Raw genomic sequence first — 23,435 nt, 5'->3', positions numbered from 1 at the left:
GTCCCGTGTCCCGGTCCATCGCACAGCAGAGCGTCGAAGAGCTCGGCGGGGAGTCCAGCGTGCTCACCCGTCAGCGCCGCGACCACGCGGAACTCGACCGCCTCATGCACCTGTACGAGTCCGCGTCCCTGACCCTCCCGCAACGTCAGGAGGTGCTCAAGGACATCGTCCAGCTCACGTTCAGCCACGCTTTCGCCGAGGAGACCGTCCTGTGGCCGGCTCTGCGACGGCTCGCTCCCGACGGTGAGGAACTCACCTCCCGGGTCGAGGAGGAACACCAGCAGATCAACGAGCTCGTCACCGAGATCGGCTCCCTCGACCCGGCGGACCCTCGGCACGACGAGCTCGTCAGCGAGGCCTTCGCCCTGATCCGGCAGGACATCCGCGACGAAGAGGACCTGCTGCTGCCGCGCCTGCAGGAGGCGATGGACCACGACCGGGCCCGGCTGCGGCGGCTCGGCTCGGCGTGGGAGACCGTGCGGCGCACCGCCCCCACCCGCCCGCACCCCGCCGTCTCGCGCCGGCCTCCGGGCAACGCGCTGGCGGGGGTCCCGCTCAGCGCCTTCGACCGAACCCGGGACCTGCTCGCGGCCACGACCACCGATGTCCCCCGCAGCCGCCTGATCGCCGCGGCCCTGGTGGCGGCGGCCGTGGCCGCCTGGCTGACGGGTACGGTCCTGCGCCGCCGGCGCTGAGTACCCGCGGCGCCCCGGCCGCTGCCTCAGCGGGCTTCCGGCCGGGGCGCTTCGTCCGGCTCCGGCCGACCGCGCCGCTGCCGGAGCAGGGTCCTGCCGACGAGCGGCCGGCCGCCCGTTCCCGCGCGCCTGGCCCGGGCCCGCCCGGTGGCGCCGTACCACTGGACGGCCAGGACCAGGGCCAGGGAGAGTTCGACCAGGTCCCCGCCGTAGTACATCAGTCTGGCTCCGGCCTGCAGGTCGGCGGTGGTGAACGCGGTCCCGGGTGGTGCGGTGGCGTACAGGCCCTTGGCGAGGACGGCGTGCAGGGCTCCGGCGGCCAGCAGCGTGCCGGCGCGGACGCCGAGGCCGCCGCCGCGGGGGCGCACGGGGTCGAGGCGGCAGACGGCGAAGGTGAACAGCAGCCCGCCGGCCAGGACATGGGCGTGCACGAGGGCGTGCAGGAACGGCTGCGACTGGGCCGCCGCGAACAGCGGGGTGCGGTAGAGCAGCCACAGGCCGCCGAGGTCCACCAGGGCGGCGACCGGCGGGAGGACCAGCACGCTCGCGGGACGGGAACGGGCGACGGCCGGCAGGGCGCGGCGCACGGACCCGGGCGGCAGGCTGCGCAGGGCCAGTGTGAGCGGGCGGGCCAGGACGAGCAGGAGCGGGGCGACCATGCCGGTGAGGAGGTGGACGCCCATGTGCGCGGTGAACGGCCCACCGGGCACGGGGCCGAGGGCGGGCCAGGCGAGGGCGCCCCCGCCCGCGGCGAAGGACACGTCCCGCAGCCACGGCCAGGCGTCGCCGCGGCGCCTGAGCCGAGCGGCGGCGAGCAGGTACGCGGCGGCGACCGCCAGCGCGGCCGCCGCGGTGGCGACGACGATGTCCGGGACGGCGGCCGGGCCGGGGTGGAGGTGGCCCGGTGTCACGGCGGGGCGTCCCGCGCCGAGCGGCGGTGCGCGGAGAGCGCGAGGCCGCAGCCGGCGAGCAGGAGGAGCGCGCCCGAGGCGTTCCAGACCACGTCGTACGGTGCCGGTTCCACGCCGTAGCGGATCTGGTGCAGGCGCAGCAGCTTGTGGTCCACGATGCCGTCGAACAGCTGGAAGCCGCCGAGGCCGATGAGGAATCCGGCCCAGGCATGGCGTGCGGAGAGCGCTTCGCGTCGGCGCAGGTCGGCGTACAGGAAGAACCCGGCCACGAGGCCCAGGAGTTCGGCCGTGTGGAGCAGGCCGTCGGACATCAGGCCGACGGCGGGGGTGGAGCGGTCGTAGAAGTGGTGCCATCCCAGGACCTGGTGGAAGACGACCTCGTCCACGGCGGCCATCACCGCCGCACCGATGAGCGCGCAGGCCGCCGCCGACCGGCGACCGTCACGTCCGGGCCCGGCCCCGGGCGCGGTGCGCGCTCCGTCCCTCACCGCGGGACGCGCCGGAAGCCCGGCGCGCGGCGGGACGTCTCGCCGGACCCACCGCTCCGGGGGCCCTCCTGATGGTCTTTCAGGAAGCGCGCCATCTGCTCCAGGACGCTGTCGAGGTCCCGCCACGGTGTCGTCCGGTCCTCGCCGTCCGCGGCGGCCGCACCGCGACTCGTCCTCGATGGGTGGGGCGTCATGATCCACCTCTTGTCCTGGCAGACGCGCTGCCGACCGGTCGAGTGCGGGGGCCCGACACCGGAGCGCTGCGCTGGTGTCGGGCCCGCCGGGTCGAGGCCGCGTCTAAACGGGAGGGCGGTGGGCGCCGGGGTTCTCGCGGACCTCGGCGGCCGTGTCCCGTCCTACCTGGCGCAGTTCGCCGGCGGTTTCCTGGCCGGCGGTCTGCGCGTGCTCTTGCGTGGTGGACACGGCTTCCTGAGCGGTCCCCTTCACCGATTCGACGGCGTCAGCGACGGGTTCCTTCAACTCGTCCCGGACTTCCTGGGCGGCCTGGACCGCGGTCTGCTTCACGGGTTCCAGCAGCTCGTCCGAGTGGTCCCGCAGGTGCTGTCCGGCCTGCTCCTCCACCGCGGTGGTCGGCAACAGGGCGGCCGCGAGCATACCCGCGCCGAAGGCCATCAGGCCGGCGGCGAGCGGGCTTCCCTGGGTCTGCCGCTTGATCTGGGCCGGGGCCTGCTGGAAGGTCTCCTGCACGGTGCCGCCGACCTCCTTGGCCGTTCCCGTCACACTGTCGGCGGCCTGATGCAGGCTTCCGGAGGTCCCGTGCGCCGCGTCCTGTGCCGTGCCCATCACACGCTCCTTCACTCCACTCACGTGGTCGCGCATCGAGTCGACCTTGCGGCGGGCCACCTTGCTCGGGGTCATCCTGTCCGCCAGGAGGTCGACGTTGCGCGCCAGGTGCGCACGCCGGTACTCCACGTCGTTCCTCAGCTCGTCGGGTGTCGTGCCCATCGGGCGTCCTCCTTCAAGGTCTCCACGGTCTGTTCCGGCTTGAGGTTGACGGTGCGCAGCCGCTTGCGGCCCGCCGCGTACAGCACCCCGCCCACCACGGCCCACAGGACGGTGACGATCAGGGCGGCCCAGGCCGGGTCCATCACGTTGGCCAGGGCGAAGACGACGGTCAGACTGCCGAAGAGCAGCACGGCATGACCGGCGTAGCCGGCGCCGCCGAGCATGCCGAACGCCTTGCCGGCCTTGGCCGACTCCTGCTTGATCTCGGCCTTCGCCAGCTCGATCTCGTCCCGGACCAGCTGGGACAGGTCCTGGCCGATCTCACCGATCAGATCACCGAGGGACGGCTCGGCCGCCGTTGAGAACGGGGGCGGCGGCGCGGGCGCCGTCGGACGCTCCTGGGAGGAGAGAGCCATGCTCAGATCCCTCCCCCGGGCCGCGCCGGGCCGCCGTAGGGAGGCGTACTCGCCGGCGGGTAGGCGGGCGGCGCCGGGGTGACGTGCGGAGGCTGCGACTGCCCGTAGGTGTCGAGCGGGTCCTCGTAGCCCGCGGGGATGCCGCCGCGTGGCACGGGGCGCCCCACTGCCGGGTCACCCGGCTGCGCGGGCCTTTCGACGGCGGCGCGCTCGGCGGCGCCACGGTCCGCGGAGGCACCGTCGGCGGTCTCCGACGACGCGGCCGCGCCGACGCTCTTTCCGGCGCGCGCCACGACGAAACCGGCCAGCGCGGCACCCGCGAGGAAGACGCCCGGACGGCGGCGAGCAAAACTCTGCAGGTCGCTGACCAGTCCCTCCGGTCCCCGCTTCTCCACATGGTCGGCCATCTGCTGTCCGCCGTCGGCTATCTGGCGAGCCATGTCCGCCATCGTGGAATCCGGCTTGCCGTTCTCGCCCAGCTCCCTCAGTTCCTGTGACAGCCGGCGTACGTTCTCCGCCAGCCGCTGCGTCTGGGATTCGGCCTGACCGGCCAGCTGGGAACGCAGTTCGCCCACGAGGTCCCGAGCCTGCGCGGTGGCCTCGCCGACCACGTGGGCCGCCTGCTCCTTTGCCGTACCGCCCACTTCGGCGGCCTTGGCCCCGACCAGCGACGCACTCTCGCCGGCCTTGTCCTGCACGGTGTGCGCTACCGCCGTCGTCCTGCTTCCGTCCTGGCGGCTCGCATCCTGGAAGTCACTCAAGGCTCCTCCTGGTGAATGGCGTGTCAACGTTTCAGGGGGGCGCCTGCCCTCCATTCGCGACCTCACCCCCACAAGAGCGAAGTGACTCGCGAAGGCCCCCGCGGCCCGCACGAGGAACGTTTGGAGCCGCGACAGGCGTGAAGAAGCGCATCGACACCGAGCACGTCGCACCCGTCGACATGCCTGATCGCGGGCCGCTCCGTGGTGATGCAGGGGCACACGTTCCGAGGAGGAGAGCATGGCTCGGCCGTCCGCCCCGACACGTCCCGGGGCGGACGGCTGCCGGCCCCGGAGCCGGGGAACCGCCGGTCAGGCGTTCTCGAACTCCTCGAATTCCAGGGCCTTCGCCAGGGCGACTTCCAGCTCCCGCACCAGGCCCGGGTGCGCGGCGGTGACCGCGTAGCGCCAGGAGCGGCCGTCCGTCGGAGCGTCGGCGTAGAGCACCACCCCCTCACCGCGCTGCGGATCGAACGCGAGAGCGTGTCCGCGCAGCCGGTCGGCGGCCTCGTCGAAGCCGAGGGGTCGCCGTGTGAGCCTCTTCGACACCGCCCACGCAGGACGTGCGACCCCGGACGCGCCTGCCAGTCGGCCGACCATCGCGTGGGGTGTGGTGGTCGCGGTACGGCGGACGTTGCTCTCGCCGGCGTACGCGACGCCGTCCGCGGTGATGAGGGCGTCCAGACCGAACGGGCCGAGGTATCCCCGGTTCGCGAGGTACCGGCCCAGCCCCGTCCCCCACTCCTCCAGTTCGGCGGCCACATGCGCACACGACGGCGGCAACGGCGAGACGTACCCCGTGAACGAGCCCCGTTCCGTTCGCATCGCACCGCTGAACAGGGCGCGCGTCCCCGACACCGTGTTCTCCATCTGGATGCTCACGGACTCGGCCACCGGCAGGCACTCCTCCACCACCCACGTGCCCTCCGGGCCTCCGACGGCGTCCAGGACCAGGGGTGCGCCCCGTACGTCCTCCCGGGAGAGGAAACGCAGACCGTGGCCGCCGGCGGAACGGTCGGGCTTGACCACCACGCGCTCGTGCCGCTCAAGGAGCTCCCGCACAGCCTCCGCCACGTCCGGGCGACGGCACACCCGCCCTTCCGGCAGACGCATCCCCACCTGCTCGGCGGCCCGTCGGAAGCCGGCCTTCGTGTTCAGGAGCATGACCGTCGGCAGGGCGGCGGCGGCATCGTCGATCGAGGGGTAGGGGTGCACGGTCACCCCGAGGTCCCGTGCGAACGCGAGGGTGGGCGCGTCCTGGGCCGTGGGCAGCAGAGCCGTCCCCGGTCGACCCGCGTGCGCCCGCACCCGTTCGAGGAGTCCGGCCCGGCGGACCGCTTGCGCAAGGGGTACGGCGCCGAACGACGGCACCTCGATGACCGGCGCCTCCTCGGCCGACACCCCCGTCAGGGCGCTCACGTACCGGCGGAACGCGCCGCTCAGCGGTGCCGGGCTCACGAGTACGTCCCCGGGCCGCAGCAGCCATGCCTTACGTGGCGCCTGCTGCGCCCACTGGGCCAGGACCGGACCTTCGTCGAGGTCCACCGCCACATCCGAGAGGAAGTTGGCGAAGACGACCATGGGTCCCGCATTCGGCTCGCTCACCGCTGATCCTCCCGCCGCTCCCGGTGTGCCGGTGCCCGGTGGCTGCTTTCGCGGCACGGGAGCCGCCTACCCGCACCGGGCGGTTCGAGACCGCCGGCCGGGCCCTCATCCGCGGGTTCCTCGCACGGGCGGCGTGAGACGCGGGCGGACGGGGGTACGCGCACCACGACCGTGGCGCCACCACCCCCGCCCACGGTTCGTCCACCCCCAGCACGCACGGGAGGTTCCATGTCCCAGGAAGCACCCCGGGTCCCCGATCCCACGACCCTGCACCCCCGCCCTCCCTTCCCCGACCAGCAGCAGGACCACCCCGGCAGCACGGAGTCGATGGACCCCCGGCCCGACCACGGGGAGGAGTCCTACCGCGGTCACGACCTGCTGCTCGACCGGGTGGCGGTCGTCACGGGCGGGGATTCGGGAATCGGCAGGGCCGTCTGCCTGGCGTTCGCCCGGGAGGGCGCCGACGTCGTCTTCACCCACCTCCCCGAGGAGGCGGACGAGGCGGCGGAGACAGCGCGCTTGGTCCGCGACGCGGGCCGCACGGCCGTACCGGTCCGGTGCGACATCCGTGACGAGGACCAGTGCACGGCGCTGATCGACCGGGCCGTGGACGAACTCGGGCGCGTCGACATCCTCGTCAACAACGCCGCCTATCAGATGTCGCAACCCGACGGCATCGAAGCGATCACCACGGAGCAGTTCGACCGGGTGATGAAGACCAACCTGTACGGGATGTTCTGGCTGTCCCGCGCGGCCCTGGCCCACCTGCCGCGCGGCGGATCCATCATCAACACCACGTCGGTCCAGGGCTACCAGCCGAGCCCGCACCTGCTCGACTACGCCATGACGAAATCGGCGATCATCTCCTTCACCCACGGTCTGGCGCAGATGGTCGCGGAGCGGGGCATCCGCGTCAACGGCGTGGCCCCGGGGCCGGTGTGGACGCCGCTGATCCCCGCCACGATGCCCGATGTGAAGGAGTTCGGCGAACAGTCGCCGATGGGCCGCCCCGCCCAGCCCGCCGAGATGGCGCCCGCCTACGTGTTCCTGGCCTCTCCGGCGGCGAGCTACATCACCGGGGAGATCGTCAACGCCACGGGTGGCACGCCGCTGCCCTGACCCCGCCCCTCCGCCCGAACAGCCCGGCCCGCGTGCGGGTCGGGCTTTCGTCGCGCCGCGGACGGGGCATCCGGTCGGACCTCAGTCGGACGAGGTGACGCCCGTGATCAGTTCGATCAGGCCCGGCAGTCCGCCCTCGGACAGGGCCCGGCGCTGGCGGTCGGCGGGGGTTCCCACCTGCAGGAGCCGGTGGACGAGGGCGCTCACTCCGCGCAGGTCGCCGGCGTCCTCCAAGGCAGGGGTGAGGTGCCGCAGCAGCGCGTACAGCACGTCGCCGCTGCTGTGGGGCCGGCCGAGGATGTCCACCAGTGTCCCGTTCAGGCCGTGCCGGGCCGCGTGCCAGTTCCCGGCCTGCACCAGCTCCGGCGGGGGCGCGGACAGCGGCAGGCCCGCCTTCTCCTCGGCGATCGCCGTGGCCACCAGCGCGCGGACGATCCCGGCGAACATCACGGCGTCGTCGGCCCGGAGCTGGACGTCCAGGCAGCGCACCTCGATCGTGGGGTAGCGCTCGGACAGCCGCGCCTGCCAGTACACCTGCCCCCGGTCGGCGATGACTCCCGACGCCACCAGCCCTTCCAGCCGCCGTTCGTAGTCGGCGAGCCCGTCGAAGTGCGGCGGCGGACCGCTGACGGGCCAGCGGCCGAACACGATGGTGCGCCAGCTCGCGAAGCCGGTGTCCCGGGCGTCCCAGAGGGGTGAGTTGGCGGACATGGCCAGCAGGGTCGGCAGCCAGCCGTTGATCCGGTTCAGTACCGCGACGCCCGTCTCCCGGTCGGGGACGCCGGCGTGGACGTGCATGCCGCAGATGAGCTGCTCGTCCACCAGCTGCCGGGCCTCCCCCTCCATCCTGAGGTAGCGCAGCGTCGGCGTCACGGGAACCGGTGAGGTTCCGCGCAGCGGCGCCGCGCCGGTGGCCGCGATCCGGCAGCCGTTCGCCTCGGCCGCCGACGCCAGCGCGTGGCGCAGGCGCAGCAGGTGGCCCCCTACCTCCTCCAGCGTCGAGCAGACCGGGGTGGCGACCTCGATCTGGGCCTGCAGCAGTTCGTCCTGGACTTCGGCGCCCTCCGCGAAGGGGCCCAGACCCGCCGTGCGGCGTACGTCCTCGACGAGCGGCGTCGGCTCGCCCGTGACGGGGTCCACCAGCAAGTACTCTTCTTCCACGCCTACTGTGATCACGTCATGCAACTACCCGGTCACCTCGTGATCATCCTCGCGGACGGGCACTGGGGTCACCCGGAAGAGGGCCGACGGGACCGGCGGACGCAACCGGGCACGGCCGGGCACGGCCGGGCGGCATGACGCGTGCCCGGTAGGGCAGGCGGACCGTATGGCCGTATTCGTCGGCACCTCCGGATGGCAGTACCGGGACTGGTCGGGCGTGCTCTACCCCTCGGACCGGCCGCAGCGCCTGTGGCTGGAGGAGTACGCGCAGCACTTCCGCACCGTCGAGGTCAACAACGCATTCTACCGGCTGCCGTCGCCCGAGACCTTCACCCGCTGGCGCGCCCGGACTCCCTCCGGCTTCGTCATCGCCGTCAAGGCGAGCCGCTTCCTGACGCACGTCAAACGCCTGCGCGAGCCGGCGGAGCCCGTGCAGCGGCTCATGGCGCACGCCGCGCCCCTGGGCGACCGGCTCGGCCCGGTCCTCCTCCAGTTGCCTCCGACGCTGCGCGCCGACCCGGCCGCGCTCGACGCGTGCCTCGCCTGTTTTCCCGCCGGTACGCGCGTGGCCGTCGAGCCGCGGCACGAGTCGTGGTGGACCGCGGACGTGCGCTCCGTGCTGACCGATCGCGGCGCGGCCCTGTGCTGGGCCGACCGTCGGTCGCGGCCCGCCGCTCCGCTGTGGCGGACCGCGGACTGGGGCTACGTGCGCTTCCACGAGGGACGTGCCCGGCCCGCTCCCCGCTACGGCCGGACGGCCCTGCGGAGCTGGGCCGATCGCATCGCGGACACCTGGCCCGAGGACGCGGACGTCTTCGCCTACTTCAACAACGACCCGGGCGGAGCGGCGGTGGTGGACGCACGGGCCTTCGGTCGGCTGACCGCCGGCCCCCCGGGTGCGCGTCACGACGGATAGGGCGTCCGGAAGCCGTGCGGGGCCTCGTCGTCGCCCTCCGGCCGCTCCGGCGTAGGCTTCGCTCGGAATGAAGGCGGCGGGGGGCGGGGCACGTGACGGCGGGGACGGCGCGGGAGTGGGGGGCGACCCTCGATTCGGTCGTGGTGTACGCGCGGGGCGCGGTCTGTCGCCGCCTGGCCCGGGGCAGCGTGCCGCCCGACGGCCGGGTGCGGGTGCGGGGCCTGCCCCGCACGCTGGACCCGGGCTCGCTGCGGGCCCGCGTCCTGGGGGCGCCCGGGGTACGCGTCACCGAGGCCCGGGTGGAGGTCGAGGCCGGACCGGTCCGCACGCACACGCCCGACGCGCTGCGGCGCGAGGTCGAGCGGCTGGATGACGCGCACGCGGCCGCCCGGGGCCGCAGGGACCGGCAACTGGGCCTGATCGCGGAGGTCGCGGCGCTGCGCCCGGTCCCTCCCGTCCCCGTGCCCGAGGACCCGCACCGCCGCACCCCCGTAGAAGCGTGGCTGGAGCTCGCCGACTTCGTCGACGAGCGGCTCGCGGGACTGCACGCCCGCCTCGCCGAGCTGGAGGAGGCGCTGGTCGCCGTCGAGCACGAGCGCGCCGTCGCCGCCGACAGGCTCGCCCGCGCCTCCACCGACGTACCGTCGGCGCACGTGGAGACGACGGTCTGCGCGGTGCTCGCCCTCGACGGCGCCGATGGCGCGGAGGGGGACCCGGAGGTGGAGGTCGAGCTGGAGTACGCGGTGCCGGGGGCCGTCTGGGTGCCCACCTACCGGCTCACCCACCGCCAGGGCGACGGCAGCGGCCGTCTGGTGCTGCGTGCCTCGGTCGCCCAGCGGACCGGCGAGGACTGGACCGGCGTGCGCCTCGCCCTGGCCACCGCCGATCTGCGGCGCCGCACCGACCTGCCGAAGCTCCGTTCGATCCGGATAGGCCGCCGCCAGCCCGCGCCCGCGCCGTCCGGCTGGCGTGAGCCCCCGGCGGGGCTGGCCGACCTGTTCGCCGGATTCGCGGCGGCGGGCCCCGGCCCGGCCCCGGCCGCCTCTGGCGCGGAGACCGTCGTGGGCGGTCGCGCTTCCGGTCCCGTTCCCCCGCCCCCTCCCTCGCCGGCCCCGCAGGGCTACGGGGGCGCGCCGGACACCTTCGGCGGCGCGCCGGCCTTCCTCGCGCAGCCCGCACCCGCGCAACCGGCGGCCGCCGCCCGCCCCCGTACCGCTGCCCGGTCCTTCGCCGGGGCCCCTGCCGCCCCCGCCGGCATGGCACCGGCGGCGCCCCGCCCGGCCGCGCCGCCGCCCCCTGCGGCTCCGGCGGCCGGTCCCCCGCGGCCGAGCGGCGCCGAGCTCGACTACGCCGCCCTGATCCTGTCCGGACCCGAGGAACCGGGCACGCGCAGGGGCCGGCTGTTCCCCGGTTCGCCCTTCGACCCGGTGGCGGACGAGCAGCGCCGCCGCGCCGAGGCCGTGGCGGCGCTGCCGCTGCCCGGACAGGCCGTGCGGCCCCGTGAGTCGGCCGGTTCCTTCGACCACCGCTTCGACGCCGCCGCCCGCGCCGATGTCCCGTCGGACGGCACCTGGCACACCGTCACCGTCGCCGAGATCCCCGTCGGCCTGCGCACCGAGTACCTCTGCGTACCGTCCGTGGAGCAGACCGTGTACGCGACGTTGGTGCTCTCCAACGCCACCGAGCAGGCACTGCTGGCGGGCCCGGTGGAGGTCAGCGTGGACGGCGAGTTCCTGCTGACCGCCGCCCTGCCCACGCTCGCTCCGGGGGGTGTCCGCAGGGTGGGGCTCGGACCCGCCGAGGGCATCGGGGTGACCCGCCGCACGAACGTGCGCGAGTCGACCGCGGGCCTGCGCAACAACACCACCGTGCTCGACCACCGCGTCCACGTGGAGCTGGCCAACCGGCTCTCCGGGCCCGTCAGCGTCGAAGTCCGCGAGCGGGTGCCGGTCACCTCCGAACCGGACGTCCGCATCGAGGAGCGCGCCGACTGGACGACCCCCGAGGAGGGCACGGGACCCGAGCACCTCGCCCCGGGCACCCGCGTCTGGCGACTGGACCTCCCCGCCGGCGCCACCGCCGCCCTGAACGGCGGCTACGAGATCCGCATCCCGACCGGCAAGGCCCTGGTCGGCGGCAACCGCAGGAGCTGACACACCCCATGTCCACGGCCCCGGAGGCGATCGCCCTCCCCGTCACCGCCGTCACCTGCCTGGAGGACCGGGCGCACGTCGAGCGCGCCGCCGTGCTCGACCTGGAGGCCGGCGTCCAGCGGCTGCGGCTCGGACCGGTCAGTGCGCTGGCCGTCGACCGGACCCTGCACGCCGAGCTGGGCGCCGGTTCCGCCGCGACCGTGCTCGACGTACGGATCGTCCGCGGCTGGACGCCGCGCGGACCTCTGCCGTCCGTCGACGACTCCGCCCTGCGCCGCCACGTACACGCCCTCGAAGAGGAGCGGCTGGACCTGGAGTGGCGCCGGGACCGGCTGCGTACCCGCCTCGACCTGCTCGGCCGCCTCGCCGCCGATCTGCTGCGGGACATCGGGGAGGGCGCCGGCTCCGGAGAGAGCGACCGGCCCCGCTGGGTGCGGGAACTGGACCGGGTGGACGACGAGCGCGACACGCACGGCGAGCAACTGCGCACCGTGGAGGCCCGGCTGACCGCCCTCGCGGCCGAACTCGCGGACGTCCGGCGGGCCGTGCGGCTCGCGGAGGAGGAGCCGGCCGAGCTGGTCGGCCATGTCGAGTTGACCGTGGAAGCAGCCGTCGCCGGGCCGGTCGAGCTGCGGCTGAGCCACCTCACCCCGTGCGCGCTGTGGCGGCCCGCCTACCGCGCGGTGCTCGACGGGGACGCCCTCACTTTGGAGACCGACGCGGTGGTCTGGCAGCGCACCGGCGAGGACTGGTCGGACGTACGGCTGACCCTGTCGACCGCGCGCTCGGCGCTCGCCACCGACCCGCCCCGGCTGGGCGAGGACCGGCTGACGCTCCAGGACCGCTCCGCGGCGGAGCTCCGCACGGTCGACGTCGAGCTGCGCGAGGAGGAGATCGGATCCCTCGGCCCGGCCGCGGTGCTCGGCCTGCCCGGAGTGGACGACGGCGGCGAGGCGCGGGTGTTGAGCTCTCCCGCGGCGGTCTCCGTACCCGGTGACGGCCGCGCCCACCGGGTGCCGCTCTCCGTCTTCACCACGGCCGCGACCAGCGAGTACGCCTGTTCCCCCGAGGTCTCGCCGCTGGTCACACAGGTGGTGCGGTTCGACAACCGGTCCGGGCACGCGCTGCTCGCCGGGCCCGTGGACCTGGTCCGCGGCAGCGGGTTCAGCGGCCGAGGCACGCTGGACTTCACCGCTCCGGGCGCCCTCGTGGACCTCGCCTTCGGCAGCTGCGACGACCACGGGGTGGACCGGCAGGCGCAGGAGTCCCGCGACACCACCGGGATCATGCAGCGGACCGTGGTCACCCGTACGGTCCGGCTGCACCTGTCCCGTTTCTCCGCCCCGGGGGAACGGGGCGACCGGGTGGTCGTCCTGCGGGAGCGGATCCCGGTCTCGGAGGTTTCGGCCGTGGAGGTGCGCCTGCGCGAGGACGCCTGCTCCCCCTCGCCCGAGGGGGTGGACGACGACGGCATCGTCCGCTGGGACGTCACCCTTCCGCCCGGCGGCCGGCGCACGGTCACCCTCGTCTACGAACTGTCGGCGAGCGCCAAGGTCGCCGGGCTCTGAGCCCGTTTCATCCCCGCGGCGGGCCGGAGACGCAGGCGGGGCACAGGCCGCGGTAGGTGACCTCGACCTCGGACACCGTGAAGCCGAACCGCTCCTGCGCCGGGAGCCCGGTCATCGGGTCACCGGTCGGGTGGACGTCGCGGATGAGCCCGCACCGGGAGCACACCAGGTGGTGGTGCGGCCGGTGCGCGTTCGGGTCGTACCGCTTGGCGCGGCCGTGGGCGGAGAGTTCCACGACCTCGCCGAGCAGCACGAGTTCGCCCAGGGTGTTGTAGACGGTGGCCCGGGAGATCTCGGGGAGCCGCTGCGCCGCGCGGGCGTGCACCTCGTCGGCCGTGAGGTGCACGTGCTCCCCGCCCAGGGCCTCCGCGACCACACGCCGCTGGGAGGTCATGCGCCAGCCGCGTCCGCGCAGGCGCTCCAGCAGGTCACTCATCTCGGCTCACCTGTTCGGGCTCGGGGAATTGCCAGGAGTTTACCCCGTGGCCGTCCCGTGCATGTCCGGGCTTTGCCGGGAAGTGGACGAGGACTCGTGTTAGGCGCAATGCCCTGCGTGTTCTCGCGGCAGTGCGGTCCGCGGTGCGCGACCATACGGACGCCGACGCCCGTATGCGCTCGAAATACCGGCGTCGTCCGTAGCGGGATCACCGAGACAGGAAGAAGGACGGACGTGTCCGGCAGCGAAAGCGAGAACCCTGCAATCCCCTCCCCGACTCCCGAGCCGACCCGTCCCAGGACGAATCGGGACTGGTGGCCGAACCAGCTGGACCTCCAGGTTCTCCATCAGCACTCACCCCAGGCCAACCCCATGGGCGGGGGCTTCGACTACGCGGCGGAGTTCGCGACCCTGGACGTCGACGCGCTGAAGCGGGACGTCTTCGAGGTGATGACGGCCTCCCAGGACTGGTGGCCCGCGGACTACGGCCACTACGGGCCGCTGTTCATCCGGATGAGCTGGCACGCGGCGGGAACGTACCGCATCGAGGACGGCCGCGGCGGCGGCGGTTCCGGTGCCCAGCGCTTCGCCCCCCTCAACAGCTGGCCGGACAACGCGAGTCTCGACAAAGCGCGCCGTTTGCTCTGGCCGGTGAAGCAGAAGTACGGCCGGAAGATCTCCTGGGCCGACCTGCTGGTCTTCGCGGGCAACTGCGCGATGGAATCGATGGGGTTCAAAACCTTCGGTTTCGGTTTCGGCCGGGAGGACATCTGGGAGCCGGAGGAAATCTTCTGGGGTCCCGAGGACGCGTGGCTCGGGGACGAGCGCTACAGCGGAGAGCGGGAACTGACCGGGCCTTTCGGCGCCGTGCAGATGGGATTGATCTACGTCAATCCGGAAGGCCCCAACGGCAATCCGGATCCGCTCGCCGCCGCTCGGGACATTCGCGAGACCTTCGGGCGGATGGCGATGAACGACGAGGAGACGGCCGCGCTCATCATCGGCGGGCACACGTTCGGCAAGTGCCACGGTGCGGTCGATCCGGAGTACATCGGTCCGGAACCCGAGGCCTGCCCGGTCGAGCAGCAGGGCCTCGGCTGGCGGAACACGTACGGCAGCGGCACGGGCGTCGACGCGCTCACCAGTGGGCTGGAGGGCGCCTGGACCTCCGAGCCGACGAAGTGGGACCACGGGTACCTGGACAACCTGTTCCGGTACGACTGGGAGCTGACGACGAGCCCGGCGGGCGCGAAGCAGTGGACCCCCACGGATCCCGCGGCGCGCGACACGGTGCCCGACGCCCATGATCCGTCGAGGCGGCACGCTCCCATGATGCTGACGACGGACCTCGCGCTGAAGCTGGACCCGGTCTACGCGCCGATCACGAAGAGCTTCCACGAGAACCCGGACAAGCTCGCGGACGCGTTCGCCAAGGCCTGGTACAAGCTGCTGCACCGTGACATGGGCCCCCTGTCGCGCTATCTCGGTCCCTGGATCCCCGAACCGCAGCTGTGGCAGGACCCCGTGCCCGCGGTCGATCACGAGCTGGTCGCGGACGCGGACGTCGCCGCCCTCAAGGAGCGCGTCCTGGCGTCGGGGCTCTCCCTCTCCCAGCTGGTCACCACGGCATGGGCGTCGGCGGCGAGCTTCCGCGGGACCGACAAGCGCGGTGGGGCCAACGGGGCCCGGCTGCGCCTCGCGCCGCAGAAGGACTGGGAGGTCAACGACCTGCCCGAGGTCGCGGAGGCGGTCCGGACCCTGGAGGGGATCAGGCAGGACTTCAACGACTCCCAGGCCGGCGGAAAGAAGGTTTCGCTCGCCGACCTGATCGTCCTGGGCGGGTGTGCGGCCGTCGAGCGCGCCGCGAAGGACGCCGGGCACGACGTCACGGTCCCGTTCGCGCCGGGGCGTACGGACGCCTCGCAGGAGCAGACCGACGTGGAGACCTTCGCCGTGCTCGAACCCAGGGCGGACGGATTCCGCAACTACCTGCGGGACGGCGAGAAGCTGTCGCCGGAGACGCTCCTCCTGGACCGGGCCAACATGCTGACGCTGACCGCGCCGGAGATGACGGTCCTGATCGGCGGCATGCGAGCCCTGGACACCGGCTTCCGGCAGTCTCGGCACGGGGCCCTCACCGACCGCCCGGGCGTTCTCACCAACGACTTCTTCGTCAACCTGCTCGACATGGGTACGGAGTGGAAGGCGTCGGCCTCGACCGAGAACGTGTTCGAGGGCCGGGATCGCCTCACGGGCGAGGCCAAGTGGACCGCGACCGCCGTCGACCTCGTCTTCGGTTCGCATTCCCAGCTCCGCGCCCTCTCCGAGGTCTACGCGGCCCGGGACGCGGCGGAGCACTTCGTGCGTGACTTCGTGGCGGCGTGGGACAAGGTGATGAACCTCGACCGGTTCGACCTCGTCTGAGCTCCGCGACGGCGGTGGCCGCGCGGGCCCCGGGGCGCGCGCCCCGGGGCCCGCGGCCTGCCGGCCCGCCTGTTGCCTCAGTCGCCCCGACCGCGCCCGCGCTCAGGCGACCGGGCTCGGCGCCGGGCGCGCAGCCGTGCGAGGAGCTCGCCCGGCGTCCGGGCCGGCGGCGTGCGGCCCGGCCGCAGGCGCTCACTGCGGGTGAGGGGCACGCTGGGCATCAGGTAGCGCACGCCCTCCGTCTCCATCACGCAGATCGGGACCTCGCCGGCCTCGTCGGGATGATCGAGCAGGACGGCGAAGGGCCGCGGGCGCTCCCCCGCGAGGACGCCCCCCGCGGTGACCGTCCCCGTCCGGTGGCCCCGTACGCAGGCGATGACCCGTCCGTCGACCAGCACCTCCACGGGCTGGGACGGACGACCGCACAGGACGGTGATGGAGTGCCCGTCCTGATCCAGGTGAAAGCGGTGCCGTGAGCCCACGACAGCCTCCTCGCGGTCCTGACCTCAGCGTAGTCCCGCGCGCACGGGAGCTGCGTCCGAACAGGGGGGAGCGGGACCGGGCGGCAGGCCGCCCGGTCCCGCTGCGTCCGAAGAGGGGTCGGTAGCGGTCAGTAGACCAGCTTGTACGACACGTCCTTCGGGACCGGGGACGGCGCGGTGTCGCTGTACACCAGCCGGATCATGGCGTAGCGCTCGGTTCCCGGCTGCTCGGGCCAGGGCTCGGGACTGCTCAAGGTCACCGTCACCGGGTAGGCGCGGAAGCGGCCGGCCGCGCAGTTCGGGCGGCAGTCGTTCACCATGTCGGTACCGGTGGCCGTGGCGGTCTTCGCTCCCCAGGTGTCCCAGCGGAGGTCGACGAGCCGGTTGTTTCCGTCGCCGCAGGCCAGCAGGTACTCCTCCGGGCGGACCTGGCCCTCGGAGAAGCAGTCGACGACCACGACGGGATCCGGCGCGGGGGCCGGTACGGCCCCGGGCTGCGCGGAGGCGGGAATGACGGCCGCGACGAGGGCGGCCGCCGCGCACAGCAGGGTGGCCGTCCGCACCCCGGTCCTGGATCGGCGGGCCCGCCGGCCGCCTTGTGAAGCATCCACGAGCCACTCCTCGCCTGTTCCGACCGAGCGGCGCCGGCGCCGCACCTGCACTGTCCAGCCTCCTCCATCCCGGTGCACCGCGCACCCGCAGGACGGTCGGGAGCCTCGCAAGGGACCCGCCCCGTCGACGCCCGCGCCGTTTGGTGGGCGAGGGGGCGACACGCTCGGGTCCGTCGTCGTCAGGTGGTACGGGGCGTCAGCTGACGGTGGGCCAGGAGCGCAACAGGGCTGCGATCTGCGGGGCGGTGCAGGCCGGGGCGAGGAGGAGGTCCCGCAGGGCGATGGCGTCGTCGCGGGTGGGTTTGACCGCGATCCCCGCGGCCTCCAGGTACATGACGCCGGTCGCGGCGGCGACGGCGAGGTTGGAGCGCTCCAACCAGTGGCAGCGGCCCAGGGTGTGCACCAGGGCGGCCGCCTTGGCGTAGGGGCCGTCGTACAGGGGCTGCTCGAAGAGCTCGGCGCGGTGGCGGGCGACCGCCGCGACGGGGACGCCGTAGTCGTCGGGCGCGGGGTCGTCGGCCCCGGCGGCCTCCGCGACCTGCAGGATCCAGGGGACGTCGATGTGCAGCTCCATCAGGCGGCGCGCGATCCCGGGCGGGTCCGCCGGGCGTCCTCGGCCTCGTCGAAGACGTCCTGGTGCTCGGAGAGGAAGCGGGTGGCGGCCTCCACGGCGCGGGTCCGCAGTCCGCTGGCATCGTCCTGGACGAGGCGTGCGAGGTAGTCCCCGATGCTCAGCCCGAGGTCGGCGGCCCGCTTCTTGGCGAGGTCCGCGACGTCCTGGTCCACCCGTGCACCCAGCTGTGTCTTGGCCATGGCCCGTATGGTAACAGCTGTTACCGCGACCGGACAGCCTTCCGAGCACCCCGTACGTCACCCCGCCGACGGGTCCCGGCTCCCGGCCCGCTCGGAGACGGACGGGTCGGGGCCCGCCAAGGCCGGCCGCGGGGCGCGGCGGGTCCACCGGTGCCACCAGTGGTGGCGCCTCGGGTGGACGGCGCGGCTCATGCGCCGGCCGAGGAGCAGGTAGCCGATCAGCGCGCCGGCGGTGTTGAGGATGACGTCGTCCACGTCGAACGCCCGGCCCGCGACCAGCGCGCCCTGGAGCAGTTCGACGAGCGTCATCACGACGGCGGTCGGCACGGCCACCCGCAGCAGCCCCCGGGTCTGCGGCAGCAGCACGGGAAGCAGGAGGCCGAACGGGACGCCCAGCAGGAGGTTGCCGCCGAGCTGCTTGACGGAGTCCTTGACGGACGCCCCGTTGAGGTAGGCGTCGATCGACGCCCCGGGGCGGACGTTGCTGTGCACGAGGTCGACGGAGGCCGCGGACGGTTCCAGGGTGACGCGGGCCAGGGCGATGCTGAAGAAGACGGTGCCCACGAAGGCGACCAATACGGCCGCCGCCCGCAGCGCCGGGTGCGCGGGCGGCCGGCCCGTCGGGGCCGGATCCCGAGGGCCGGATGCCGCCGGATCCTGCGGGCCGGATGCCGCAGGGCTCCGCGGTACGGCGGCATCCGGCTTTCGTTCGTCCATGAATCGCTCCTTCTCGGGCCGGTCGGGTTCCGGCCGCGCGCATACCCCGGGAGTGCGGGTCCACGCACTCCGCGTGCGGGGAGCTCCGAAAGCCGTGGATGACGTTGTTCTGACGGGGCATCCGGTGTCCATGGAGACCCACGCGAACGACACCGTGCCGGCCGCGGGACCCGGTGCGGCGCGGCGGAGGTGGCGGACGGCGGCCCGGGCCGGCGTCGCCCTGGTGGTCGTGGCCGCACTGCTCGTACTCGCCGGACGCTTCCTCGCGGTACCCGGCCTGGACGAGCTGTTCGGTACCCGCACCCACGACCGCACCGGACCGGCCGTACTGAAGTCCCTGCGCGACATGAGCCGGTTCGAGGGGGCCGCGGGCGACTACCAGGTCGTGGTGGACCTGGAGCGCGACGCCCCCTTCCTCCCGGACGCGGTACGCGGCACCCGCACCCTGTACGTGGGCGCGGGCTCCGTCTCCGCCTACGTGGAGCTGGGCGGGCTCGACGAGCGGGCCGTGACGGTCGACGGCGACCGCGGCGAGGCGGTCCTGCGGCTTCCCCGGGCGACCCTCGGCGCGCCCGCGCTGGATCCGGGACGCTCGTACGCCGTCTCGAAGCAGCGCGGTCTGCTGGACCGGCTCGGCGACCTGTTCTCGAACAACCCGGCGGGCGAGCAGGCCGTGCAGAAGCTCGCGGTGGAACGGATCGGCGGGGCGGCCCGGGAGAGCGGGCTCACCCAGCGCGCCGAGCGGAACACCACCTTGATGCTGGAGGGCCTGCTGCGGTCCCTCGGCTTCGAGCGGGTGACGGTCACCTACGGCTGAACCGGCCGGTGTGCGAACGGCCCGCCCGCCCTGTCGGGCGGGCGACCGGGCGGACGGGCGGCGACCGGGCGGACGGGCCTCAGCCGACCTGGATGCCGATCACGCACGTGTCGTCGTCCGTGTCGGACCGGCTGTCGGCGAGGAGGCGGTCCAGTCGCCCGTCCAGGTCCCCGGCTCCGGCGGCCGCCGCGGTCACGAGGTGGCCGAGCGAGTCCTGGACCGAGGAGTCGCGCCGCTCCACCAGCCCGTCCGTGAACATCAGCAGGGTGTCGTCCGGTTCGAGCTGCACCGCCCGCTCGATGTAGGTGACGTCGGGCAGGGCTCCGAGGAGCAGGCCCTCGATGAGCGGGAAGACCTCCGCCCCGCCGCCGCGGACGAGTACGGGCGGCAGATGGCCCGCGCGCGCCCAGCGCATCACCCGGGTACCGGGGTCGAAGAGCCCGCAGACGGCGGTGGCCGTCACGTGCTTGGCCAGGTGATGGGTGACCGTGTTGAGCCAGGACAGCAGTTGGGCGGGGCCGGCGCCCGTGACGGCGAGGCCGCGCAGCGCGTTGCGCAGGACGACCATGCCGGTGGCCGCTTCGATGCCGTGGCCCGCGACGTCGCCCACGGACAGCAGGATCAGCCCGGACGGCAGGACCACCGTGTCGTACCAGTCACCGCCGACGAGCGACTCGGTCTCCGCCGGCCGGTAGCGTACGGCGACCCGCAGGCCCGGCGCCTCGATCGCCGGTGGGGTGGGCGGCATGATGGCGTGTTGGAGCTGGAGGGCGAGCCGGTTGCGTTCGGCGGACTCGGCCTCGGTGTGGGCGAGCTGGTCCCTGGTCGCGGCCAGCGCGACCTCGGTCCAGTGCTGGGCCGAAATGTCCTGGTAGGCACCGCGTACGGCGTGCAGCCGCTGGTCCGCGTCGAGGACGGGCTCGGCGACGACCCGGATGTGGCGGGTGATGCCGTCGGGTCTGCGGAGGCGGAGGTTGACGGAGGCGGGCCGGCGGTGGCGGAGCACCGCCCGCAGGAAGCGGCCGAGGGCGGCGGAGTCGTCCGGGTGGGCGTGGCCGGGCAGGTCCCGCAGCCGTACCGGGGGCGCGGTGGCCGGCAGCCCGTGCAGAGCGTAGAGCTGCGCGTTCCAGGTGATCTCGCCCGTGGCGAGGTTCTCCTCGAAGCCGCCGATCCGGCCCAGGCGCTGGGCGTGCTGGAGCAGATTGGCCAACCGGGCCGTCTCGTCCTCGATCCGCCAGATCAGCAGGACGGCGGCGCCGTGACGGCTGACGCTGATGTCCGCGACCGAGGTGAGCGGGATCTGGTCGACGAACGCGGTCAGGCTCATGCGTTCGGCCCTGAACGGCTCGCCCGTCGCGTGGACGCGCTCGATGATGTCGAACAGACCGCTCTCGCCGGCGGCCGTCGGGTAGGCCTCCAGCAGCAGCGCGCCGTTGACGTCACCGCGCGGCCGGCCCACCGGGTCGACGAACCGGCTGCCCGCGTGGCGGATGCGGAAGTCGCTGAGCCGGCCCTCGGAGTCGAGGACCGGCGTGAGCACGATGGCGGGGTCCTTGAGTCCTTCGGCGAGGTCGATGAGTTCCGCCACGTCCGGGAGCACCGCCTCGCCGGCCGCGAGGTCGCGCGGGGGCGCGGTGTCCATGGTGCGGGCGCACAGCTCGGCCAGAGCCTCGACCTGGCGCTCGATCCGCGGCGGCTGCGGCGCGAGGGGCCGCGGCCAGCAGATTTCGAGGACGCCGTGGATCCGTCCGCCCGTCCCCGTCGGCACGGCCATCCGTCCGCCGTCGGGCCACTGGAGGTGGCCGATCGAGGGCATCCCCTCGGACTTGAGGCGCGCGAGGGTGACCAGTCGGCGCTCCCCCAGGGCGAGGCGGGCGACGGTGGAGACGCCGGGAGGCACGTGGCGCCAGCGAGCGGCCTCCCCGTGCGGGAACCCGGCGTGGCCGGCGAGCGTCAGCGAGCCGTCGGGCACCGCGGTCCACACGGCGACGGCGGTCGCGCCCAGGGGGCCCAACGCGTTCGTCAGGAGGGACTCGGCGACCGCCTGGGTGTCGGCGGCCGCGGCCAGCATGCCGCTCTCGGCGGTACGCAGCCGGACCGACACCGCGGAGTACCGCCCGGCCGGGGCGTCGGCGTGGGAGTCGGCCTCGGCCCGGTCCGTACCCGCATCCGTACCGGTGCGCTTGACGAACTCCGCGGCGATCTCGCTGACGTGGTCGCGGGACGCCTGGTTGACGATGTCGGCGGCGAGTTCGAGCGGGGACATCCCGCCTTCCCGGCACAGCAGGTCGAGCTGCCGGGCCGCCGCGGCCGGGGTGCAGTTCAGCTGCCCGATCAGGATGCCCTTGGCCAGTTCGATCAGGGCCCGGCCGTCGGCGGTCGCCTGCGCCTCCAACACCTCCCGGCGCAGCCGTTCGACGGTGGCGACGAGGCGTCCCATCGGGGTCGGGGCCTGGTGCGGGACGGTGCTCGCGGCCGGCTCTTCGCCGATGGGCGTGCCCGTGGGGCCGGCGCCGTCGTGCTGTCGCGTGTTCGCGGTCATCGCGTGAGCCAGTGACGGACGCGGGCGAGGAGGTCGGCCTCGGTGCCCACCTCGCGGGCCACGCGCGTCACCTCGGAGGTGAAGAGCGGGAGTTGGTCGACCATCCCGTTGAAGACGGTGGCGATCTCCCCGAGCAGCCCGTCCGCCGTGTCGGGCAGCCGGGTGCGGAAGTCCCCGTCCCGTACCGCGGTCAGCCCGGCCGGGAGCCGGCGCGGCTCGGACCCGCCGATCCCGCTCCCGCTCGGCACCGCCGGCAACGCGCCCGCTGAACCCGTGTCCGGCCGCTCGGCCATGACGCCAACCTCACTTTCGCTACCACCGCTCCGGCACCCGGGACAGCACGGCGCTCGCCGAGCGCCCGCCGCGGACCCGGCGCGCCGTTACGCGCTCGCGGCGTCCTCGACGCTCTCGTACAGGGAGAGGACGGTATCCGCGCCGGTCAGGGCGAAGAGCCGGCGCAGCTGCTCGCCGGGGGCGGCGATGCGCAGTGCGGTCAGCTGGTGCAGCCGCAGGAGCAGGTTGAGGAAGGAGGAGTCCCCGAAGGTGATGGCGCCCGCGTCCAGGACCACCACCGGGTGCCGGTCGGCGGCGGCGACGAGCGCCTCCTCCAGGGGGCCCAGCGTGTCCTGGTCGAGCTCGCCGCGGGCCGCGACCACCCAGCCGGCCCCGGCCGGGTAACTCTCCCCGACCACGCCGTCCTGGTACGCGTCCCTTGCTCCGGTCATGTCCGCCTCCCCGGATCGCCACCTGTAGGTTCTCCACAGGGAGTATGCCTGGTCCTCGCTCCGGCGAGTGACCCCCGGGTGCACAACCCCGGGGAAGAGATTCATGCCACCCACGTGTGTAGAGCGGCGGAGCCGGGGCAGAAGCGCCCCGGCAGTCGTCAGTCAATCGGGAGGGAGCGGCCACCATGTCTCGCTCGGCCACCGCAGTAGGCCACATCCGCGCAATCGAGGCACACGTTCCGGCGGGTGATCTGGGCCCCGCGGAGTCGCCGACGCCGGATGTGGCACCGCTGCGCGTGGACAACCCCCGCGAGATGGCGCCCTCCGACGCACGCGAGCTGTCGCGGGTCTTCTTCCAGCGGCTGCGCGAGCTGGAGGAGGGGACCCGGGAGTACCAGTACACGCGCAACTCGCTCATCGAGATGAACCTCTCCCTCGTGCAGTTCGCCGCGCGGCGGTTCCGCGCCCGCGTGCTGGGCGGCGGCATCGACATGGACGACATCATCCAGGTGGGGACCATCGGGCTGATCAAGGCCATCGACCGCTACGACCTCGACCGCGAGGTCGAGTTCTCCACCCTCGCCCTCCCCTACATCACGGGGGAGATCAAGCGCTACTTCCGCGACACCACCTGGGCCGTGCACGTCCCCCGGCGCCTCCAGGAGCTGCGTACGGAGCTGGCGAAGGCCCAGGAGGTCCTGACCGACGTCCTGGGCAGGGCGCCGACGGTCAAGGAGGTGGCCCAGCACCTGGAGCTGTCCGAGGACGAGGTCATCGACGGCCTGGTGGCCGCGAACGGCTACACGAGCGGTTCGCTGGACACCTCCGGCGCGGAGAGCGACGTACCGTCCACGGCGAGCCGGACGACCCGGCCGCTGGCGGAGCGCCTCGGCGAGGTGGATCCCGCGATGGAGCTCTTCGAGGAGTTCCACACCCTCGCACCCCTGCTGGAGCAGCTGGACGAACGCGACCGGCTCATCCTCGCGATGCGCTTCGGCCAGGACCGGACCCAGGCCGAGATCGGCGCCGAACTGGGCATCTCGCAGATGCAGGTCTCCCGCCTCCTGTCCCGGACGCTGGCGCGGCTGCGCACCGGCATGCTCGCGGAGTAG

Annotated in this window: 23 protein-coding genes and 1 pseudogene; 8 read left to right on the top strand and 16 right to left on the bottom strand. The window is 73.7% G+C overall.

All coding sequences use genetic code 11. The features are described 5' to 3' along the window. The first annotated feature begins 5 nt into the window (after positions 1-5). Positions 6-695, top strand: coding sequence for a hemerythrin domain-containing protein (locus ACWFQ8_RS14380; protein ID WP_453786523.1), 690 nt, complete (start codon positions 6-8; stop codon positions 693-695). A 26-nt stretch (positions 696-721) separates the two neighbouring features. Here ACWFQ8_RS14380 and ACWFQ8_RS14375 read toward each other — a convergent pair whose 3' ends face one another. The 6 genes from ACWFQ8_RS14375 to ACWFQ8_RS14350 all read right to left on the bottom strand — a co-directional run bounded on the left by ACWFQ8_RS14375 (position 722) and on the right by ACWFQ8_RS14350 (position 5,839). Next, complete coding sequence (locus tag ACWFQ8_RS14375) at positions 722-1,606, bottom strand: cytochrome c oxidase assembly protein (protein WP_453786522.1); 885 nt, start codon at positions 1,604-1,606, stop codon at positions 722-724. Beyond that, a complete protein-coding gene (locus tag ACWFQ8_RS14370; protein ID WP_453786521.1) occupies positions 1,603-2,094 on the bottom strand; it encodes a DUF2243 domain-containing protein in 492 nt (163 codons plus the stop codon). Before ACWFQ8_RS14370 ends, ACWFQ8_RS14375 begins: the two co-directional genes overlap by 4 nt. A 297-nt stretch (positions 2,095-2,391) precedes the next feature. After that, positions 2,392-3,060 (bottom strand): DUF3618 domain-containing protein, encoded by a 669-nt coding sequence (locus tag ACWFQ8_RS14365; protein ID WP_453786520.1) that lies wholly within the window; start codon positions 3,058-3,060, stop codon positions 2,392-2,394. Beyond that, positions 3,036-3,476, bottom strand: a complete 441-nt coding sequence (locus ACWFQ8_RS14360; RefSeq protein ID WP_453786519.1) for a phage holin family protein — start codon at positions 3,474-3,476, stop codon at positions 3,036-3,038. Before ACWFQ8_RS14360 ends, ACWFQ8_RS14365 begins: the two co-directional genes overlap by 25 nt. Before the next feature lie 2 nt (positions 3,477-3,478). Next, on the bottom strand, positions 3,479-4,237 hold the full coding sequence (locus tag ACWFQ8_RS14355) for a hypothetical protein (protein WP_453786518.1): 759 nt from the start codon (positions 4,235-4,237) through the stop codon (positions 3,479-3,481). A 309-nt stretch (positions 4,238-4,546) separates the two neighbouring features. Next, positions 4,547-5,839 carry a preATP grasp domain-containing protein gene (locus ACWFQ8_RS14350; protein WP_453786517.1) on the bottom strand — a complete coding sequence of 431 codons (1,293 nt, stop codon included), beginning with the start codon at positions 5,837-5,839 and terminating at the stop codon, positions 4,547-4,549. 228 nt (positions 5,840-6,067) lie between these two features. On the opposite strand from ACWFQ8_RS14350, the gene ACWFQ8_RS14345 reads away from it, so the two are divergent. Next, positions 6,068-6,958 (top strand): SDR family oxidoreductase, encoded by an 891-nt coding sequence (locus tag ACWFQ8_RS14345; protein ID WP_453786516.1) that lies wholly within the window; start codon positions 6,068-6,070, stop codon positions 6,956-6,958. A gap of 81 nt (positions 6,959-7,039) precedes the next feature. On the opposite strand, the gene ACWFQ8_RS14340 is transcribed toward ACWFQ8_RS14345, so the two are convergent. Further along, positions 7,040-8,134, bottom strand: a complete 1,095-nt coding sequence (locus tag ACWFQ8_RS14340; RefSeq protein WP_453786515.1) for a carboxylate-amine ligase — start codon at positions 8,132-8,134, stop codon at positions 7,040-7,042. Between the two features lie 151 nt (positions 8,135-8,285). On the opposite strand from ACWFQ8_RS14340, the gene ACWFQ8_RS14335 reads away from it, so the two are divergent. The 3 genes from ACWFQ8_RS14335 to ACWFQ8_RS14325 all read left to right on the top strand — a co-directional run bounded on the left by ACWFQ8_RS14335 (position 8,286) and on the right by ACWFQ8_RS14325 (position 12,756). Beyond that, a complete protein-coding gene (locus ACWFQ8_RS14335; RefSeq protein ID WP_453786514.1) occupies positions 8,286-9,035 on the top strand; it encodes a DUF72 domain-containing protein in 750 nt (249 codons plus the stop codon). A gap of 92 nt (positions 9,036-9,127) precedes the next feature. Then, positions 9,128-11,188, top strand: a complete 2,061-nt coding sequence (locus ACWFQ8_RS14330) for a DUF4139 domain-containing protein (RefSeq protein WP_453786513.1) — start codon at positions 9,128-9,130, stop codon at positions 11,186-11,188. 8 nt (positions 11,189-11,196) lie between these two features. Further along, a complete protein-coding gene (locus ACWFQ8_RS14325) occupies positions 11,197-12,756 on the top strand; it encodes a DUF4139 domain-containing protein (RefSeq protein WP_453786512.1) in 1,560 nt (519 codons plus the stop codon). Positions 12,757-12,763: 7 nt separating this feature from the next. Here the strand turns inward: ACWFQ8_RS14325 and ACWFQ8_RS14320 are convergent, their stop codons facing one another. Then, entirely contained in the window at positions 12,764-13,192 is a 429-nt protein-coding gene (locus ACWFQ8_RS14320) for a Fur family transcriptional regulator (protein WP_453786511.1), read from the bottom strand. 234 nt (positions 13,193-13,426) lie between these two features. On the opposite strand from ACWFQ8_RS14320, the gene katG reads away from it, so the two are divergent. After that, positions 13,427-15,616 (top strand): catalase/peroxidase HPI, encoded by a 2,190-nt coding sequence (gene katG, locus ACWFQ8_RS14315; RefSeq protein ID WP_453786510.1) that lies wholly within the window; start codon positions 13,427-13,429, stop codon positions 15,614-15,616. Positions 15,617-15,693: 77 nt separating this feature from the next. On the opposite strand, the gene ACWFQ8_RS14310 is transcribed toward katG, so the two are convergent. From ACWFQ8_RS14310 to ACWFQ8_RS14290, 5 genes are all read right to left on the bottom strand, one after another. Then, positions 15,694-16,098, bottom strand: a complete 405-nt coding sequence (locus tag ACWFQ8_RS14310; RefSeq protein ID WP_453786509.1) for a hypothetical protein — start codon at positions 16,096-16,098, stop codon at positions 15,694-15,696. A 128-nt stretch (positions 16,099-16,226) separates the two neighbouring features. Then, positions 16,227-16,709: a hypothetical protein gene (locus tag ACWFQ8_RS14305; RefSeq protein ID WP_453786508.1), complete on the bottom strand. Its 483-nt coding sequence runs from the start codon at positions 16,707-16,709 to the stop codon at positions 16,227-16,229. Positions 16,710-16,905: 196 nt separating this feature from the next. After that, on the bottom strand, positions 16,906-17,283 hold the full coding sequence (locus ACWFQ8_RS14300; protein WP_453786507.1) for a fic family toxin-antitoxin system, toxin component: 378 nt from the start codon (positions 17,281-17,283) through the stop codon (positions 16,906-16,908). Then, positions 17,283-17,522 (bottom strand): hypothetical protein, encoded by a 240-nt coding sequence (locus tag ACWFQ8_RS14295; protein ID WP_453786506.1) that lies wholly within the window; start codon positions 17,520-17,522, stop codon positions 17,283-17,285. Before ACWFQ8_RS14295 ends, ACWFQ8_RS14300 begins: the two co-directional genes overlap by 1 nt. A 57-nt stretch (positions 17,523-17,579) precedes the next feature. Then, positions 17,580-18,239 carry a VanZ family protein gene (locus ACWFQ8_RS14290; protein ID WP_453786505.1) on the bottom strand — a complete coding sequence of 220 codons (660 nt, stop codon included), beginning with the start codon at positions 18,237-18,239 and terminating at the stop codon, positions 17,580-17,582. Positions 18,240-18,369: 130 nt separating this feature from the next. Here ACWFQ8_RS14290 and ACWFQ8_RS14285 point away from each other — a divergent pair, with 130 nt between their 5' ends. Further along, a complete protein-coding gene (locus tag ACWFQ8_RS14285) occupies positions 18,370-19,056 on the top strand; it encodes a DUF4230 domain-containing protein (protein WP_453786583.1) in 687 nt (228 codons plus the stop codon). A gap of 79 nt (positions 19,057-19,135) precedes the next feature. Here ACWFQ8_RS14285 and ACWFQ8_RS14280 read toward each other — a convergent pair whose 3' ends face one another. From ACWFQ8_RS14280 to ACWFQ8_RS14270, 3 genes and pseudogenes are all read right to left on the bottom strand, one after another. After that, positions 19,136-21,598: a SpoIIE family protein phosphatase gene (locus ACWFQ8_RS14280; protein ID WP_453786504.1), complete on the bottom strand. Its 2,463-nt coding sequence runs from the start codon at positions 21,596-21,598 to the stop codon at positions 19,136-19,138. A 29-nt stretch (positions 21,599-21,627) separates the two neighbouring features. Further along, a pseudogene (locus ACWFQ8_RS14275) lies at positions 21,628-21,891 on the bottom strand (hypothetical protein); the annotation flags it as partial. A gap of 87 nt (positions 21,892-21,978) precedes the next feature. Beyond that, positions 21,979-22,323 (bottom strand): STAS domain-containing protein, encoded by a 345-nt coding sequence (locus tag ACWFQ8_RS14270; protein WP_453786503.1) that lies wholly within the window; start codon positions 22,321-22,323, stop codon positions 21,979-21,981. A 185-nt stretch (positions 22,324-22,508) separates the two neighbouring features. Here ACWFQ8_RS14270 and ACWFQ8_RS14265 point away from each other — a divergent pair, with 185 nt between their 5' ends. Next, positions 22,509-23,435 carry a SigB/SigF/SigG family RNA polymerase sigma factor gene (locus ACWFQ8_RS14265; RefSeq protein WP_453786502.1) on the top strand — a complete coding sequence of 309 codons (927 nt, stop codon included), beginning with the start codon at positions 22,509-22,511 and terminating at the stop codon, positions 23,433-23,435.

Source organism: Streptomyces sp. NPDC055254 (assembly GCF_053606025.1).
The sequence above is the reverse complement of the archived record's forward strand: the minus strand, read 5'-3'. Positions and strand labels throughout refer to the sequence as shown.